Raw genomic sequence first — 16771 nt, 5'->3', positions numbered from 1 at the left:
GTCGCGGACGAGGAGCGCCCGTATACTAAATCGATTTAGCGGAGGAGATGGGGAATGAGTGATTTCATCGACAGGCGAACTGTGCTCAAGGGCGCGGCCGCGGCGGGCGCTGCCAGCCTGATTGCGGCGCCAGCCATCGCGCAGGCGAAGTGGCCGGCCCGTCCGATTACGTTGATCTGCCCCTGGGGCGCCGGCGGCGGCACGGACGCAACGGCGCGTATCGTCGCCGCTATGCTGGAGAGAGGGCTGGGCCAGCCCGTCAACGTGGTGAACCGGACCGGCGGCTCGGGCGTGGTCGGCCACTCCGCCATCGCGACCGCCGCCCCCGACGGCTACACCATCGGCATGCTGACGGTCGAGATCAGCATGATGCACCATCAGGGACTGACCGATCTGACCCCTGCGAGCTATACGCCGCTCGCCCTGATGAACGAGGATCCGCCGGGCGTACAGGTCAGCGCGTCGAGCCCCCACAAGGACATCAAGGCGCTGGCTGAGGCGATCAAGGCCGCTCCTCCCGGCAAGCTCAAGGCTTCCGGCACGGGCCAGGGCGGCATCTGGCACCTCGCGCTGATCGGCTGGCTGGTGTCAATGGGACTGAAGCCTGACCATGTCGCCTGGGCACCATCGAACGGTGCCGCGCCGGCGATGCAGGATCTCGCTGCCGGCGGCATCGACATCGTCACCTGCTCCGTGCCGGAAGCCCGCGCCATGCTCGACGCCGGCAAGGCCAAGTCGCTGGCGATCATGGCTAAGGAGCGCAACCCGCAGTTCAAGGATGTGCCGACTCTGAACGAGACACTGGGCGTCAACTATTCCGTCGGCGCCTGGCGCGGCATCGCCGGGCCGAAGGGCTTGCCCGAGAACGTTCAGAAAATCCTCATCGCCGAGCTCCAGAAGGCCTATGAATCGAAGGAATTCCAGGACTTCATGAATGCGCGCGGCTTCGGCATGACCTTTGCCGACCAGGCTGGCTTCACCAAGTTCATGGCCGATGGCGACAAGGCGATGGGTACCGCCATGGCCGCCGCGGGCCTCGCCAAGAAGGCGAGCTGAACCGACGCAGCCAAAGCGCGACGGGCGGCCCGGCCGTCCGTCGCAATGCCTTTCAGGCCTGCGTTCCGCGTTGCGGGCAGGCCGCTCGGACAAGGTCGAACCGATGCGTTTCAACGACACCATCGTCGGCGCCACGTTCATCGTGCTGGCCGCGATCATGATCGCGCTGACATTTTCCTTCCCGGCGTTTCCGGGCCAGAACTACGGCCCGAGCCTGTTCCCGCGCATCCTCGGCACCGGCATCATCCTGTGCTCACTGCTGCTGATCCTGCGCGAACGGCGTCTGCCTGCGGCGGTGCCATGGCTCGTCCTCGCCGATTGGGTCAGGCAGCCGCGCCACATCGCTTCCTTCGCGCTGATGCTGGCTGCGATGCTGTTCTATCTCCTCGCGTCAGAGGCGCTCGGCTTCATTCCCTGCGCCTTCCTGATCCAGCTCGTGCTGTTCCTGTGGTTCGGCGTCCGCCCGCTGACGGCGCTGATCGTGGCCGCGGCGATGACAGCGCTCGTCCAGTGGTTCTTCGGCAGCATGATGCTCGTGCCCCTGCCGCGCGGCATCCTCGACAGCGTGCTCTGAGGAGTTGGCGATGCAAGCGATCACGACTGCCTTCGGGCTCGTCTTCGACATCCAGGTCCTGGGCGTCATCCTCGCTTCCGCGATGTTCGGCATGTTCGTCGGCGCCATGCCGGGCCTGACGGCGACGATGGCGACCGCGCTCCTCGTGCCCGTCACATTCTTCATGGCTCCGGTGCCGGCGCTCGGCGCCATCGTCACCGCGACGGCCATGGCGATCTTCGCCGGCGACATTCCCGCCGCCATGCTGCGCATGCCGGGGACGCCGGCCTCGGCCGCCTATGCGGATGAAAGCTACGAGATGACCAAGAAGGGTCAACTCGACCTCTGCATGGGCGTCAACCTCGTCTTTTCGGTCCTTGGCGGCATCTTCGGCGTTATCGTGTTGATCCTGCTGGCGCCGGTTCTGGCCGAGGTGGCGATCAACTTCTCGTCCTTCGAGTATTTCTGGCTGGCCTGTCTCGGATTGACCTGCGCCGTCTTCATCGGCACGGGCGATCCGGTGAAGGGGCTTCTGTCGCTGTTCGTCGGCCTCGCCATCGGCTGCATCGGCATCGACCCTGCGGCCGGCCAGCCGCGCTTCACCTTCGGCAATGTCGATCTGCTCTCCGGCATCAACTTCATTCCGACGCTGATCGGTATGTTCGCCGTGTCCGAGCTCCTGCGCGGTGCGGTCTCGATGGAGGCCGGCGCGACGATGGTCAAGCAGCAGGTCGGCAACATGCTGGCCGGCGTCGGGGCCGTCTGGCGGAAATACTGGAGGAACTTCTTCCGCGGCTCGATCCTCGGTACCGTCATCGGCGCGCTGCCTGGCGCCGGCGCGGACATCGCGGCCTGGGTTTCCTACGCCGTCTCGAAGAAGCTCTCGAAGGAGCCGGAGAAATTCGGCACCGGCCATATCGAGGGCATCGTCGATTCGACCTCGGCCAACAATTCCGCGCTCGGCGGTGCCTGGATACCGGCGCTCGTCTTCGGCATCCCGGGCGATTCGATTACCGCTATCGTCATCGGCGTGCTCTACATGAAGGGCATGAATCCCGGTCCCAGCGTCTTTCTGCAGACGCCGGAACTGATCTATGCCGTCTTCATCATCTTCATCCTCGCCAACATCCTGATGTTCCCGCTTGGCTGGGCGGCGATCAAGTCGGCAAAGCAGATCCTCCGGGTGCCGCGCAACATCCTGCTGCCTATCATCCTGATCTTCTGCATGGTCGGCTCCTTCGCCATGACCAATTCGCTCTACGGCGTCGTCCTGATGGTGGTGATGGGGGTCTTCGGCTGGCTTCTGGAAGAGCACGGCGTGCCGGTAGCGCCGCTGATCCTCGGCCTCGTGCTCGGCGAGATGCTCGAGCAGAACTTCATGACCTCGATGATCAAGTCGGACGGTTCGTTCCTAGTGTTCTTCGAACGGCCGATCGCCGGCGTTCTGGGCGTCAGCACGCTCGTCATCTGGGGCTTGATGGTCTGGCGGCTGCTGCCCTTCGGGCGCCGTCCCGCGGGGGCGCTGGCTGGGGACACGGCGCCGCCCTGAAGCGGCGCCGACCCCTCACTTCTTCAAGAACGCGGCGAAGGCCGCCATCGCCTCCGGCGAGCGCAGGCGCTCGCCGAAATGGCGAGCTTCCGTCGCGATGGTCTCTGCCACGGCCTGCGCCGAGCCGCGCTTCAGCAGCATCTTGGTGAGCGCGAGCGATTCCGGCGGCAGAGCCGCCAGTGCCTTGGCTTTGGCAAGACCGGCTTCCAGCGCCGTGCCGTCCTCGACCACGGCATTCACGAGACCAGCTTCGGCGGCCGCCTCCGCATTGAAGGCCTCGCCCAGCATCAGCAATTCGGCCGCCTTCTTGGAGCCGGCGACGAGGGGTAGCAGATAGCTCGATCCGCCCTCGGGCGAGAGGCCGAGCGTGACGAAGGGCAGGCGGAAGGTTGCGGAGCGGGCGGCGAAGGCGAGGTCGCAATGCAGCAGCATTGTCGTGCCGATGCCGACGGCGAAACCTTCCACGGCCGCGACGATCGGCTTCCGGGCTGTCGAGATCACCTCGAGGAAGTCGATGGCGATGCGCGGGCCTTCGCCGGAGGCGGCGGCGATGGCGAAATCCTTGATGTCGTTGCCGCTGGTGAAGCAGCCGCCGGCGCCCGTCAGGAGGATGGCTCGGATAGAGGCGTCGGCCTCGGCGGCGCCGATCGCCGCGATCAGCCCGGCATAGCTCGCCCGATCCAGCGCATTCTTGCGGTCGGGCCGGTTCATGGTGACCTGCACCACGCCGGCCGCGACGGTTTCGCTCAGCACTTCGCTCATCGGTCCGCTCCTGATTGCCCAGCCCGGATGACATGGCCCTTCGGACAGGGTCAAGCGAGGCCGGATGCGTCTTTCGTCGTCGCCCTGTGCTTGACATCGCGCGGTCCCGATTCTCCCTTGCCCGCCAGACGCCTTCGCTGCCTTGGTTTGCGAGTCGGGCGCGGGACAGGAATTGCGGAGAGCGTCGATGACGAAGGTTCAGCTTGAGATGTGCGGCCCGGTCGCGCTCGCCACCATCGACAATCCACCGGTCAATGCGCTTGGCGCCGCGGTGCGCGAAGGGCTCGCGAGCGCAATCCAGCAGGCGAACGCCGACGCTTCGGTGGTCGCGATCGTGATCGCCTCCGCCGGCAAGGCCTTCATCGCCGGGGCCGATATCAGCGAGTTCGGCAAGCCGCCCGCGCCGCCGCTGTTGCCCGATCTGCTCGACGCGATCGAGGCCTCGGCCAAGCCGGTGGTCGCGGCGATCCAGGGCATCGCGCTCGGCGGCGGGCTCGAGGTCGCGCTCGCCTGCCATGGCCGCGTCGCGCTGCCCGCTGCCAAGCTCGGCATGCCCGAGATCAAGCTCGGCCTCATCCCCGGCGCCGGCGGCACGCAGCGCCTGCCGCGGCTGATCGGCGCGTCGAAGGCTTTCCCGGTCATGCTCTCCGGGGAGCCGATCTCGGCGGGGCAGGGGCTCGAATACGGACTGCTCGACGAGGTCGTCTCCAGCGATGTCGTCAAGGCGGCGATCAGGCTGGCCGAGGGGCTTGCCGCCGAAGGGCGCCGTCCGGTCACGAGCGCCGAGGACGACAGGCTGACCGAGGCGGATCGCGAAGCTTTCGAGGCGCTGGCCAAGGACGCGCTGAAGAAGGCCGACGGCATGCCGAACGTGCCGGCGCTGGTCGAGGCGGTCCGCAGCGCCTTCACCATGCCCTTCGCGGAAGGCGTGGCCGTCGAGCGCAAGCTCTTCCTGTCGCTGATCTCCGACGAGCGCTCCAAGGCGCTGCGCCATGTCTTCTTCGCCGAGCGCGAGGTCGCGAAGGTGCCGGGCATCGGGCCGGAGGTGAAGCCTCGGGAGATCGCCAGCGCCGCCGTGATCGGGGCGGGAACGATGGGCGGCGGCATCGCCATGTGCTTCGCCAATGCCGGCATCCCGGTGACGCTGATCGAGACGGCGCAGGCTGCGCTCGACAACGGCATCAATCGTATCGGCGCGATCTACGACATCTCGGTTTCGCGGGGGTCGCTGACGCCGGAGGCGAAGGCCCGGCGCATGGCGCTGATCAGGCCGGCCGTCGGGCTCGCTGCGGCTGCCGGCGCCGATATCGTCATCGAGGCCGCTTTCGAAGAGATGGGCGTCAAGCAGCAGATCTTCGGAGAACTCGACAAGGTCGCCAAGCCCGACGCGATCCTGGCCAGCAACACCTCCTATCTCGACGTGCCCACCATCGCGGCGGCGACCAGGCGGCCACAGGACGTGATCGGCATGCATTTCTTCAGCCCGGCCAACGTCATGAAGCTGCTCGAAGTCGTCAGGCCGAAGGGCGCGGCCGACGATGCGGTCGCCACCGCCGTCGCGCTCGGGCGAAAGCTCGGCAAGGTTCCGGTCGTGGTCGGCAACGGTTTCGGCTTCGTCGGCAACCGCATGCTGGAGCAGCGCACGCGCGCCGCCGAGCGGCTGCTGATCGCGGGCGCCCTGCCGCATGAGGTCGACGCCGCCTTGGTCGGTTTCGGCTTCAAGATGGGGCCCTTCGCCATGGCCGATCTTGCCGGCAATGACATCGGCTGGCGCTCGCGCAAGGCGCGCGGTCTGAAGGCGCCCGTCGCGGATGCGATCTGCGAGGCCGGCTGGTTCGGCCAGAAGACCGGGCGCGGGTATTACCTCTATCCGCAGGGTGCGCGCAGCGGCCAGCGCTGCCCCGAGGTCGAGGCGCTGATCGCCCGCATCTCGGCCGAGCAGGGCGTGACACGGCGCAGTTTCACCCAGGAGGAGATCCTGGCGCGTCTGCTCGACCCGATGGTGAACGAGGGGGCGCGCATTCTGGAAGCGGGCATCGCGGCGCGGCCGGGCGACATCGATGTGGTCTGGATCAACGGTTACAACTGGCCGGCCTGGCGGGGCGGTCCGATGTACTGGGCCGATACGGTGGGGCTCGACGTCATCGCGAAGCGGCTGGAAGCACAGGCCGCCGAGACCGGCGACAAGGCGCTGGAGCCGGCGCCGCTGCTCAGGCGCCTCGCGGCCGAGGGCAAGGGCTTCGCGAGCCTGAAGGGCTGAGTCGGATTGAGGCTCGTCACGCTCGGGATTGACCCGAGCATCTCTCTGACGAGAGGCTCCGGAGCCTCCTCGGCCTGAGATTCTCGGGTCTGTGCTTGCGCTCCGCCCGAGAATGACGGCTCGCGGAAAGCGGGCTAGGGTCGCGGCCGTTTGCGTCATCTCAGGAGAGGCGATTGGCTTCGGGATTGTTTGCGCTGCTCGACGACGTCGCCGGCATAGCCAAGGTTGCGGCGGCGTCGGTCGACGATGTCGTGGCCCAGGCCGGCAAGGCGGGGGTCAAGGCGGCGGGCGTCGTCATCGATGATGCGGCGGTGACGCCCCGCTATGCCGTGGGCTTCGCCGCCTCGCGCGAATTGCCGATCATCTGGCGGATCGCGCTGGGCTCGCTGCGCAACAAGCTCCTCTTCCTGCTGCCGGGCGCGCTCCTGCTCGCGCTGATCGCGCCCTGGGCGATCACGCCGCTCTTGATGGCCGGCGGCGCCTTTCTTTGCTTCGAAGGCGCCGAGAAGGTGCTGGAGCTGGTGCTGCCGCATGGCGCCGCGAAGCTGGGCGAGACGGCGGGAGACCCCGCGGCCCTCGAACAGCAGAAGGTCGCCGGTGCGATCAAGACCGACTTCATCCTCTCGGCGGAGATCATGGCGATCACGCTTGCCGGCGTCTCCGACCAGTCGTTCTGGATGAAGGCGGCGGTGCTCGCCATCGTCGGCATCGGCATCACCGTCGCCGTCTATGGCGTCGTCGCGCTGATCGTGAAGGCGGATGATGTCGGCGTTGCGCTTGCCGCCAACCAGCGCCCCGGCACGAGCCTGCTGGGCCTCAGGCGGCCGAAGCCGGGTGAAGCGAGCAGGCTCGACCGTGCGCTGCGCTGGCTGACGCAGCCGCTCGGGCGCGGCCTCGTGCGCGGCATGCCCACTTTCCTCAACCTGCTCGGTGCGGTCGGTACGGCGGCGATGCTCTGGGTCGGCGGCGGCATCATCATCCACGGGCTGGAGGGTTACGGCCTCTCAGGCCTCGGCCACGGCGTCCATGACCTTGCCGTGGCGGCCGGCCGCGCCTTGCCGACCGCGGTCGCCGGCGCCGGGGAGTGGCTGGCCGGGGCGGCGCTGTCGGCGGTCTTCGGGCTCATCGTCGGCGGCATCGCGATCGTCGCGATGCATTGGCTCGTCGAGCCGGTGCTGAAACTGTTCAGGAAGGGTGCGGGCAGGCCTGCACCCGATGCCAGGCATGAATCGTAGCGGGATTTCGCCGTCATGCTCGCCCTTGCGGCGAGTATCCACGTCGTGAACACCGCCCTCGCCGAAGGAAGGCGTGGATGGTCGGGACAAGCCCGACCATGACGAGCGGTTGGCCCAGCCTCAATCCAGCCAGCTGGTGAAACTCTCGACCGGCTCGCGCTCCGGCACGAGGCGGTTGGCCGGGGCATCCGCATCGGCCTTGCCGATAGCGATGCCGCAGACCACGACTTCGTCCTCGGGAATGGCCAGCTCGCGCCGCACGATCGGATGGAACTGCGCGAAGATCGCCTGCGGGCAGGAATCGAGGCCGTGGCCCTGCGCGGCGATCAGCAGGTTCTGGATGAACATGCCGAGATCGAGCCAGGAGCCGATTTCGAGATCGCGGTCGATCGTCAGCATCAGCGCGACCGGCGCATCGAAGAAGCGAAGGTTTGCCGCGGTCTGCCGCTTCATGCCTTCGCTATCGCCCTTCGCCACGCCGAGCAGGCCGTAGAGATCCCACCCGACCTTGCGGCGTCGCGAGAGATAGGGCTCGCGGAAGCGTTCGGGATAGTAACGGTACTCCTCGACGCCGGGGCGCTCGCCGGTTTCGAGCGCTGCGAGCAGCGCTGCTTCGAGGCTTGCCCGGGACTGCGGGCCGATCACCCTGAGCTTCCAGGGCTGCATGTTGGTGCCGGAAGGGGCCTGCGCCGCCAGATCGATCAGGCGGCGGACGAGATCGGGCTCGACCGGATCGGGCAGGAAGGCGCGAACGGCCCGGCGCGAGCGGATGGCGTGCTCGACGGCTTCGATAGGTGTCATCGCCGCGATCATGCTCCGCGTCTCCGGCTGCTTGCTCCACCGCGTTGTGACAGAGCCGCCGGCCGTGCGCCAGAGACCGATCGTCGTGGCTCAGGCCGGCAGGATGCGCCCGCGGTTGAGGATGTTGCCGGGGTCCAGCGTCCGCTTCAGCGATGTCATCAGGGCGAGTTCGGCATCCGAGCGGCTCATGCCGAGATAGGGCCGCTTCAGCACGCCGACGCCATGCTCGGCCGAGATGCTGCCCTGCTTCTCCCGGACCAGTTCGTAGACGATGTCGGCGAAGCCTGAGAGATCCCCAGTCTCGTCATGGATCGAGAGATGCAGGTTGCTGTCGGCGAGATGGCCGAAGACGATCGGGAAGGCCGTGCCGCTACGCGCCTTGACACGCTGGCGCAGCAAGGCGACCGCATCCGCCATGGCGCCCAGGGGAATGCTGACGTCGAAATGGATGCCGAGCGGCAGGTCGCGGTAGAACTCGTAATTCGCCTCGCGATAGGCCCAGAAACGCTGCCGGTCCCGGCCCGACTGGGCGATCAGCACATCGTCCAGCAGGCCTTCTTCCGCAAGTTCGGCGAGCGCTTCCGCAAAGGTCTCCTCGCCCGTGTTATCCGAGCCCATCGCCGCTTCGACGACGAGCGTGACCTCGGGCTCCCCGGCGAAGGGAGCGGGCAGGCCGCCCTTTTCAATCGCGGCCTTCATGTATTCGGACCACATCGCCTCGAAGGCGAGCAGGCCGCCGCCGAGCCGGGCTTCGAGACGGTTGAGCGCCGCGAGCGCGTTGGCGACGCTGCCGGCGGCGCAAAGCGCCGTCTGCGTGCCGGTCACCGCTGGCTGGAGCGCCAGCAGCACACGGGTGACGACGCCGAGCGTGCCTTCGCTGCCGATGAAAAGCTGCGTCCAGTCGTAGCCGGCATTGTTCTTCACCACCTTCTTGAGATGGCCCACGATGCGGCCGTCGGCCATCACCGCTTCGAGGCCGAGCACGCTGCGCCGGGTCATGCCGTAGCGCAGCACCTGCACGCCGCCGGCATTGGTCGCGACATTGCCGCCGATCGTGCAGGTCCCGCGCGCGCCGAGATCGACGCCGTAGAGGAAGCCGGCCGCCGCAGCCTTCTCCTGCACGACCGCGAGCGGCGTGCCGGCGAGCACGGTCATCGTCCGCGTTACCGGGTCGATCTCCTCGACGCCGTTCATGCGTTCGAGCGAGAGGGCGACCTCGCCTGCCTGCGGCGTGGCGCCGCCGGCGAGCCCGGTCATGCCGCCCTGGACGACGACGGGCAGCGAGAAGCGCGAGCAGATCGCCAGCACCGCGGCGACCTCCTCCGTCGTCCGCGGCGTGACGAGCACGGCCGGCAGGCCCTCCGGCGTATCGGAGGCGTCCTTGCGATTGCGAGCGGGGATCGCCTCGCCGCTGCGCAGGCCACTGGGGCCGACCACCTCCGCCAGCGCCGCGAGCGCGTCGTCGGGAAAGGTCATGGCAGGCTCCGTAGGCTCGTCAGTCGGCTTTGCGCGCCGCGAGGAAGGCGGCATGTTCCCTCGCCAGATCGCCGGCCAGCGCTTTGGCGATCAGGGCGCGGGTGTTGGGCAGGCCGTAGATCGCCGCGAAGGAGCCGAAGCGCGGGCCCTGATCCTCGCCGAACATCACCTGGTAGATCGCCTTCCACCAATCGCCGGAAACACCGGGACGCTCCGGCGTCGCGTTCTTGGCGGTGAGGTTCTGGTAGCGCGAGATGGCGCGGGCGATGTCGAGCGCCGTGTCCTGCACCATTTCGGGCGTAGCGTCCGCGGGCAGGGCGGCGATCGCCGCGTCGAGCTTCGTGAACGCATCGCGCTCGACCTCGTCGGCCGGGCGATAGCTTTTCGCCGGCTTCACGAAATCGCGGAAATAGGCGATCGCGTAGCCGACCAGCGCATCGAGGCGCGGATGGGTCTGCGGCGACATGCCCGGCGCATAGCGCTGGAGGAAGCCCCAGAGCACGGCCTTGTCCTCGGAATTCGCGACGGCGACGAGGTTCATCAGCAGGCCGAAGGTGACCTGCGTCCTCACCGCGTTCTCGCCCTCGCCGGCAGCAATCACCTCCGGTGCAGGCGGATCGCCGGCATGGATGTGCCAGACCGGGTTGCCGAGGCGGTTCTTCCAGTCCTGCCGCTCATAGCCGTTGAGGAACTGGAGATATTCGTCGACGGCGCGCGGGATGACGTCGAAATGCAGCTTCTTGGCCTCGCGCGGACGCTGGAACATGTAGAGCGCCAGGCTCTCCGGCGGGCCATAGGTCAGCCATTCCTCGATGGTCAGGCCGTTGCCCTTCGACTTCGAGATCTTCTGGCCGAGATCGTCGAGGAAGAGCTCGTAGTTGAAGCCCTCCGGCGGCGTGCCGTCGAGCGCGCGGGCGATCTGCGAAGAGACCTTGACCGAGTCGATCAAATCCTTGCCGGCCATCTCGTAGTCGACGCCGAGCGCGACCCAGCGCATCGCCCAGTCCGGCTTCCACTGCAGCTTCACATGGCCGCCGGTGACGGGGGTGACGAAGCGCTCCTGCGTCTGCGGGTCGGCCCAGACGATGGTGCCGGCCTCGACATCGATCTCGTCGATCGGCACCTGCATGACGACGCGCGTCTTCGGGTGGATCGGCAGGAAGGGCGAATAGGTTGCGGCCCGCTCCTCGCGCAGCGTCGGCAGCATGATCTTCATCACCGCATCATAGCGGGCGAGCATCATGAGCAGCGTCGCGTCGAACTCGCCGGCACGGTACGCGTCGGTCGAGGACTTGAACTCGTAGTCGAAGCCGAAGCTGTCGAGGAAGGCGCGCAGCCGCGCATTGTTGTGGCGGCCGAACGAGTCGTGCGTGCCGAACGGGTCCGGCACCTCGGTCAGCGGCTTGCCGAGATTGGCGGCGAGCAGCTCCTTGTTCGGCACGTTCTCCGGCACCTTGCGCAGGCCGTCCATATCGTCCGAGAAGGCGATGAGGCGCGTCGGGATGGTGTTGCCGGTCAGCACGCGGAAGGCGTGGCGCACCATCGAGGTGCGGGCGACCTCGCCGAAGGTGCCGATATGCGGCAGGCCCGAGGGGCCGTAGCCGCTTTCGAAGATCACCGATTTCTTGCCGGATTTCTCGATGCGGGCCACGAGCTTGCGCGCCTCCTCGAACGGCCAGGAGGCCGAACGCTGGGCGGCGTCAACGAGGGCTGCGTCGAAGGCGGGCATGAGGGGCGGTGTCCTCTCCTGAGCGGGAAAACCATATCGCAAAAGCGAAGAAGGGGCTTTCGCAGATTGCGAAGGGCGGCGTCAATGCGCGAACACGGTTGAAATGCGGCAAACGAGGGTGCGGCCCCTCGCCGAAGCGGCTTGCCGGCTTGCCATGGCGGTATAGGTTCGCCCCTGCCTTATTCGCTTTAGACCATGCCTTGAAAGGATGCCGCCTTGGACCGCGACTTGCTCGACAAGCTGACCGCGTGGCGACGACATCTCCACGCCAATCCGGAGTTGTCGTTGCAGGAGGCGCAGACCAGCGCCTTCGTGCAGGAGAAGCTGAAGGAGCTCGGCATCCCCTTCGCCGCCAATGTCGGCGGCCACGGCGTCGTCGCGACGCTGTCGCGCGGCTCCTCGGAGCGCTCTGTCGGCCTGCGCGCCGACATGGATGCGCTGCCGATCCAGGAGGTGAACGACCTCCCCTACAAATCCGGCAAGACCAACGTCATGCATGCCTGCGGCCATGACGGCCACACGGTCTCGCTGCTCGGCGCGGCGGCGCTTCTCAAGAACGACGAGAGCTGGAGCGGCACGGTGCAGTTCCTGTTCCAGCCGGCCGAGGAAGGCTATGGCGGCGCCAAGGCGATGATCCAGGACGGCGTGTTCGAACGCTTCCCGATGGAGCGCGTCTTCGGCCTGCACAACTGGCCGGGGCTGGAAGCGGGCACCGTCGCCGTGCATCGCGGCCCGGTGATGGCCGAGCCCGGCAAGTTCAAGATCACCCTGTCTGGCACCGCCGGTCATGCCGCCAAGCCCGAGCTGACACATGATCCGATCACGGCGATAGGCCATCTGATCGTGGCGCTGCAGACCATCGTTTCGCGCAATGTCAGCCCGATGGACAACGCCGTCGTCACGATCGGCCAGATCCATGGCGGGCTCGCCTCGAACCAGATCCCGACCCATGTCTGGATCGAGGGCACCTATCGCGTCTTCACGGTTCCGGTGCGCGAGCGCGTCGTGCAGCGCATCCGCGACATCGCCAACAACATCGCCGCGACCTTCGAGATGAAGGCCGATGTCGATTTCTCGCTCGGCGGGCTGGCGACGATCAATACGCCTGACGAGGAGGACATGGCGGCGAATGCCGGCAAGGCCGCCGGGCTGGAGGTCCGCCGCGACATCTCCGCCAGCACCACCTCCGAGGATTTCTGCTACTTCCTGCAGGACAGGCCCGGCGCCTATGTCTGGATCGGCAACGGCCCTGCCGTGGATGGCGGCGAGCTGCACAATGACCGCTACGACTTCAACGACGCGATCCTGCCCGCGACCTCGGGCTGGCTCGCGGCGGTGGCGAAGCAGGCGCTGGCCAGCAACGCGCCGTAACAGCGGTTTCGTCCATCTGAGCCCTCATCCTGAGGAGCGCGCCTGAGGCGCGCGTCTCGAAGGATGAGGGCTCGGGATGGGATTTCAGTACGGGCTGACCGGGAAGAAGCGCAGATAGAGACGGGCATAGGTCCCGTCATCCCACAGGCCCTGCAGCGCGTAGTCGATGGCGCGCTTCAGGGCGGGATCGTCCTTGCGCAGCAGGAAGGCGACGCCTTCGCCAAAATGGCGGCTCTCCAGATAAGGCCCGCCCGAGAAGGCGAACTCCCCGCTGCTGCCGGCGAGAGACAGGGACAGCGCCACGCCATCGGCGAAGACATATTCCGCCTCGCCGCTGCGCAAGGCGGCGATGGCCGCACCGAGATCGGCACTCTCGCGCCGCTGCACGAAGGGCATCAGCCTTTCGAGAAAGGCCTGATGCGCGGAGTTGGTGACCACGGCGACGCGGCGGCCCTGCAGGCCGGCGCTGTCGAGTGTCGAACGCGCATTGCCGCGCGTGGTGGCGAACCGGGCGGGGGCGCGAAAATAGAGATGGCTCGCGGCGAAGCGCTGCCGCAGCGCCGGCGTCAGGTTCATCGCGGCTGCCAGCACGTCGCCACGTCCCTCGGCCAGCGAATCCGGCAAGGTGTCGAAACGGCGCGGCTGGATCGTGCAGGTCCAGGCGAGCCTGTCGCAGACAGCGCGGGCGAGCTCGACCGAGAAGCCGGTCAGCGCCCCGTCCGGCCCGGCGAAATGGAAGGGCGGGTAGTCGTCGTCGGTGAGGAAGCGCACCACGCGCGGCGGGCCGGGTTCCGGCCGGTCGAGCCGGATGCGCGGGTCCCAGAGATTGGGGATCGCGATGCGCGGCGGCTCCTGCGCCATGGCGGTCGCGGCCAGCAGGATCGAGGCGGCAAGAACGGTCAGCGCACGAAGCATCCTGCGCATCTGGCGCCGGATGAGGCGGTGGATCAAGAGGCGAGGCCGCGTCATGCTCGGGCTTGACCCGAGCATCTCCTAAACCAGCGCCTTCCCGTCCTGAGATTCTCGGGTCGAAGCTTTGCTTCGCCCGGGAATGACGGAGCGACCTTAGCCGACGCTCGCCGCCGTCGCCTTCGCGCCCTTGTCGAGGAGCGAGGCGAGGTGAGCAGTCACCGGCTTCGTAAACCGGACGTCGCCCGGCAGGTCGGATCCGAAGATGGCCTCGATTCCGGTGAGCGCCTCGACCAGCGCCTTGGCATCCCGCCCGGCCGCCTCGGCGCGGCGCTTCAGCTCGGCCGCCAGCGGATCGCGGACGTCGATGGCGCCGCCCTTCTCGTCGGTGCCGGTGACGTAGCGCATCCAGGCGGCCACCCCGAGCGCGAGATGGTCGATTCCGCCGCCGGCTTTCAGCCGCGCGCGGATGGTGCCGAGCAGGCGCTGCGGCAGCTTCTGCGAGCCGTCCATGGCGATCTGCCAGGTTCGGTGGCGGATCGCCGGGTTCTGGAAGCGGGCGAGCAGGGCCTTTGCATAGTCCGCCAGCACGACGCCCTGCGGCGCCGGCACGGTCGGGATGATCTCGGCCCAGAGGCCTTCGAGGAAGCGGGCGAGGACCGGGTCGCCGCTGGCCTCGGCAACGGTCTCGTGGCCGGCGAGATAGCCGAGATAGGCGAGCGAGGAATGCGCGCCGTTCAGCATCCTGAGCTTCATGAACTCGAAGGGCGCGACTTCCGAGACCATCTGCGCGCCGACCTCGTGCCAATCTGGCCGGCCATCTGCAAAGACATCCTCGATCGCCCATTGCCGGAAGGGCTCGCCGATGACCGGGGCGGCATCGTCCAGCCCGATCAGCTTGGCGACCTCGGCGATGTCGGCATCCGTCGTCGCCGGCACGATACGGTCGACCATCGTCGCCGGGAAGGCGCCGTTGGCCTCGATCCAGGCGGCGAGCTTGTCGTCGGTGAGGGAAGCGAAGTCGCGGACGAGGCCGCGCAGCACATGGCCGTTGGACGGGAGGTTGTCGCAGCAGAGCGCGGTGAAGGGGCCACGCCCCTCGGCGCGACGAACCCGCAGGCCGGCGACCAGGATACCAACGGCCGAGCGCGGCGCGTCAGGGTTTTCGAGGTCGCGCAGGATGTCGGGATGATCGGCCTTGAGCCGGCCCGTCGCCGGGTCGTGGCAATAGCCCTTCTCGGTGACGGTGAGCGAGACGATCCGCGTCTCGGGGGAGGCGAGCTTCGCGATCAGGGCGGCCGGGCTTTCCGGCGCGACGAGGACGTCGAGCACCGAGCCGATGACGCGCAATTCCGGCCCAGCGGGAGCGAGCTTGAGCAGGGTGTAGAGACCGTCCTGCGGCTTCAGCCGGTCGCGCTGGTCGGGGCGCTGGAGGCTCGCGCCGACAATGCCCCAGGCGCCGAAGCGCTTTTCCAGCGCGTCCTCGGTGTATTCGGCGAGGTGGCCGCGGGCGAAGGCGCCGAGCCCGAGATGGACGATGCCCGGCTTGAGGGCCGTGCGGTCATAGGCGGGGCGGCGGATGGAAGCCGGCAGGCCGGTAAGGGTCGAAGCGGAGAGACGGGTCACAGCTTGTAGGCCTCCTTGGCGAGGCGATAGGCGAGATCATGGGCGACTTCGGCCGCCTCGTCCTCTTCCAGCCGGTGCTCGGCGACGAGCTTGGCGAGATAAGCGCAGTCGACGCGGCGGGCGACGTCGTGACGAGCCGGGATCGAAAGATAGGCGCGGGTGTCGTCGTTGAAGCCGACGGTGTTGTAGAAACCGGCCGTCTCGGTCGTCAGTTCCCGGAAGCGCAGCATGGCTTCGGGCGCATCGAGGAACCACCAGCCCGGTCCGAGCTTCAGCGCCGGATAATGGCCGGCGAGCGGGGCGAGCTCGCGCGAATAGGCGGTCTCGTCCAGCGTGAAGGCGATCACGGTGAGATTGCGCTCGTTGCCGACGGCGTCGAGCAGGGGCTTCAGCGCTTCAACGTAATTCGTCTCGGTCGGGATGTCGCAGCCCATGTCGCGGCCGAAATGCTCGAACAGCGCGGCGTTGTGGTTGCGATGGGAGCCCGGATGGATCTGCAGGACCAGGCCGTCATCAAGGCTCATCTTCGCCATCTCGGTCAGCATCTGGCCGCGGAAGAGGTCCGCGTCCTTCGCCGAGACCTTGCCCTTGAGGATCTTGGCGTAGAGCTTCTCGGCATCCGCATCCGAGAGGTTGGCGGTGCGCGCCGTCGCATGGCCATGGTCGGAGGAGGTGGCGCCGCGCTCCTTGAAATAGGCACGCCGCTGGCGGTGGGCGGCGAGATAGCCGGTCCAGCTGCTGATATCCTCGCCGGTCAGCTCACCGAACTTCTCGAGGTTGTCGGCGAAGCCCTCGAATTCCGGATCGACGACGCTGTCGGGCCGATAGGCGGTGACGACCTTGCCGCCCCACCCGGACGAGCGGATCATGTCGTGCCATTTCAGATCGTCGAGCGCGCCTTCGGTGGTGCTGATCGCCTCGATCTTGAAGCGATCGAACAGGGCGCGGGGCCGAAGCTCGGGCTCGTCCAGCTTGGCGGCGATCTTGTCGTAGATCCGGTCGGCGCTCTCAGGCGTCAGGCGCTCGTTGACGCCGAAGACGGTCGAGGCCGCGTGCTCGAACCAGAGCCGGGTCGGCGTACCCCGGAAGAGACGCCAATTATCGGCGAAGAGGCGCCAGATCTTGCGCGGGTCGCTCTCGACTTCGCCGCCATCCTTGCGGGCGATGCCGAGCTGCTCCAACCGGATGCCTTGGGAATAGAGCATGCGGAAGATGTAATGGTCCGGCTTGACGAAGAGCGTGGCCGGATCGGGGAAGGCGTTGTCCTCGGCATACCAGCGCGGATCGGTGTGGCCGTGCGGCGAGATGATCGGCAGGTCGCGGACGGTGGCGAAGAGCCGGCGCGCAATGCCGCGCGTCACCGGATCGGCGGGGAAGAGGCGATCGTCGTGCAGCAACATGGGTGTCTCCATCGGTCGCGTGATCGATTTCGCAATGTCGGAGC

Annotated in this window: 13 protein-coding genes; 6 read left to right on the top strand and 7 right to left on the bottom strand. The window is 67.6% G+C overall.

The features are described 5' to 3' along the window. Positions 1-54 precede the first annotated feature (54 nt). From AC1DDA_RS15160 to AC1DDA_RS15150, 3 genes are all read left to right on the top strand, one after another. Positions 55-1056: a tripartite tricarboxylate transporter substrate binding protein gene (locus AC1DDA_RS15160; RefSeq protein WP_476796367.1), complete on the top strand. Its 1002-nt coding sequence runs from the start codon at positions 55-57 to the stop codon at positions 1054-1056. Between the two features lie 103 nt (positions 1057-1159). After that, on the top strand, positions 1160-1630 hold the full coding sequence (locus tag AC1DDA_RS15155) for a tripartite tricarboxylate transporter TctB family protein (protein WP_441509619.1): 471 nt from the start codon (positions 1160-1162) through the stop codon (positions 1628-1630). Between the two features lie 10 nt (positions 1631-1640). Further along, complete coding sequence (locus AC1DDA_RS15150) at positions 1641-3158, top strand: tripartite tricarboxylate transporter permease (protein ID WP_441509618.1); 1518 nt, start codon at positions 1641-1643, stop codon at positions 3156-3158. A 15-nt stretch (positions 3159-3173) separates the two neighbouring features. Here AC1DDA_RS15150 and AC1DDA_RS15145 read toward each other — a convergent pair whose 3' ends face one another. Then, the gene (locus AC1DDA_RS15145; protein WP_476796366.1) at positions 3174-3920 is read right to left on the bottom strand and encodes an enoyl-CoA hydratase-related protein; all 747 of its coding nucleotides are present in this window, start codon (positions 3918-3920) and stop codon (positions 3174-3176) included. Positions 3921-4107: 187 nt separating this feature from the next. Here AC1DDA_RS15145 and AC1DDA_RS15140 point away from each other — a divergent pair, with 187 nt between their 5' ends. Continuing rightward, positions 4108-6180, top strand: coding sequence for a 3-hydroxyacyl-CoA dehydrogenase NAD-binding domain-containing protein (locus AC1DDA_RS15140; RefSeq protein WP_476796365.1), 2073 nt, complete (start codon positions 4108-4110; stop codon positions 6178-6180). Between the two features lie 173 nt (positions 6181-6353). Further along, positions 6354-7415: a DUF808 domain-containing protein gene (locus AC1DDA_RS15135; protein ID WP_476796364.1), complete on the top strand. Its 1062-nt coding sequence runs from the start codon at positions 6354-6356 to the stop codon at positions 7413-7415. A 120-nt stretch (positions 7416-7535) separates the two neighbouring features. Here the strand turns inward: AC1DDA_RS15135 and AC1DDA_RS15130 are convergent, their stop codons facing one another. The 3 genes from AC1DDA_RS15130 to AC1DDA_RS15120 form a co-directional block, all read right to left on the bottom strand. Continuing rightward, positions 7536-8228: a nitroreductase gene (locus AC1DDA_RS15130; RefSeq protein WP_476780686.1), complete on the bottom strand. Its 693-nt coding sequence runs from the start codon at positions 8226-8228 to the stop codon at positions 7536-7538. Between the two features lie 78 nt (positions 8229-8306). Beyond that, complete coding sequence (locus tag AC1DDA_RS15125) at positions 8307-9692, bottom strand: FAD-binding oxidoreductase (RefSeq protein ID WP_476796363.1); 1386 nt, start codon at positions 9690-9692, stop codon at positions 8307-8309. Positions 9693-9711: 19 nt separating this feature from the next. After that, on the bottom strand, positions 9712-11421 hold the full coding sequence (locus tag AC1DDA_RS15120; protein WP_476796362.1) for a lysine--tRNA ligase: 1710 nt from the start codon (positions 11419-11421) through the stop codon (positions 9712-9714). A 216-nt stretch (positions 11422-11637) separates the two neighbouring features. On the opposite strand from AC1DDA_RS15120, the gene AC1DDA_RS15115 reads away from it, so the two are divergent. Beyond that, positions 11638-12792: an amidohydrolase gene (locus AC1DDA_RS15115; protein ID WP_476796361.1), complete on the top strand. Its 1155-nt coding sequence runs from the start codon at positions 11638-11640 to the stop codon at positions 12790-12792. Between the two features lie 84 nt (positions 12793-12876). Here AC1DDA_RS15115 and AC1DDA_RS15110 read toward each other — a convergent pair whose 3' ends face one another. The 3 genes from AC1DDA_RS15110 to uxaC form a co-directional block, all read right to left on the bottom strand. After that, a complete protein-coding gene (locus AC1DDA_RS15110; protein WP_476796360.1) occupies positions 12877-13707 on the bottom strand; it encodes a transporter substrate-binding domain-containing protein in 831 nt (276 codons plus the stop codon). A gap of 150 nt (positions 13708-13857) precedes the next feature. After that, positions 13858-15327 carry a mannitol dehydrogenase family protein gene (locus AC1DDA_RS15105; RefSeq protein ID WP_476796359.1) on the bottom strand — a complete coding sequence of 490 codons (1470 nt, stop codon included), beginning with the start codon at positions 15325-15327 and terminating at the stop codon, positions 13858-13860. Next, entirely contained in the window at positions 15324-16727 is a 1404-nt protein-coding gene (gene uxaC, locus AC1DDA_RS15100) for a glucuronate isomerase (protein WP_476796358.1), read from the bottom strand. The genes AC1DDA_RS15105 and uxaC overlap by 4 nt, the downstream gene beginning before the upstream one ends. Positions 16728-16771: the final 44 nt, after the last annotated feature.

This window comes from Allobosea sp. 10N428, from assembly GCF_056394545.1.
Note: the sequence above shows the minus strand (reverse complement) of the source record. Positions and strands in the feature narration are given on the sequence as shown.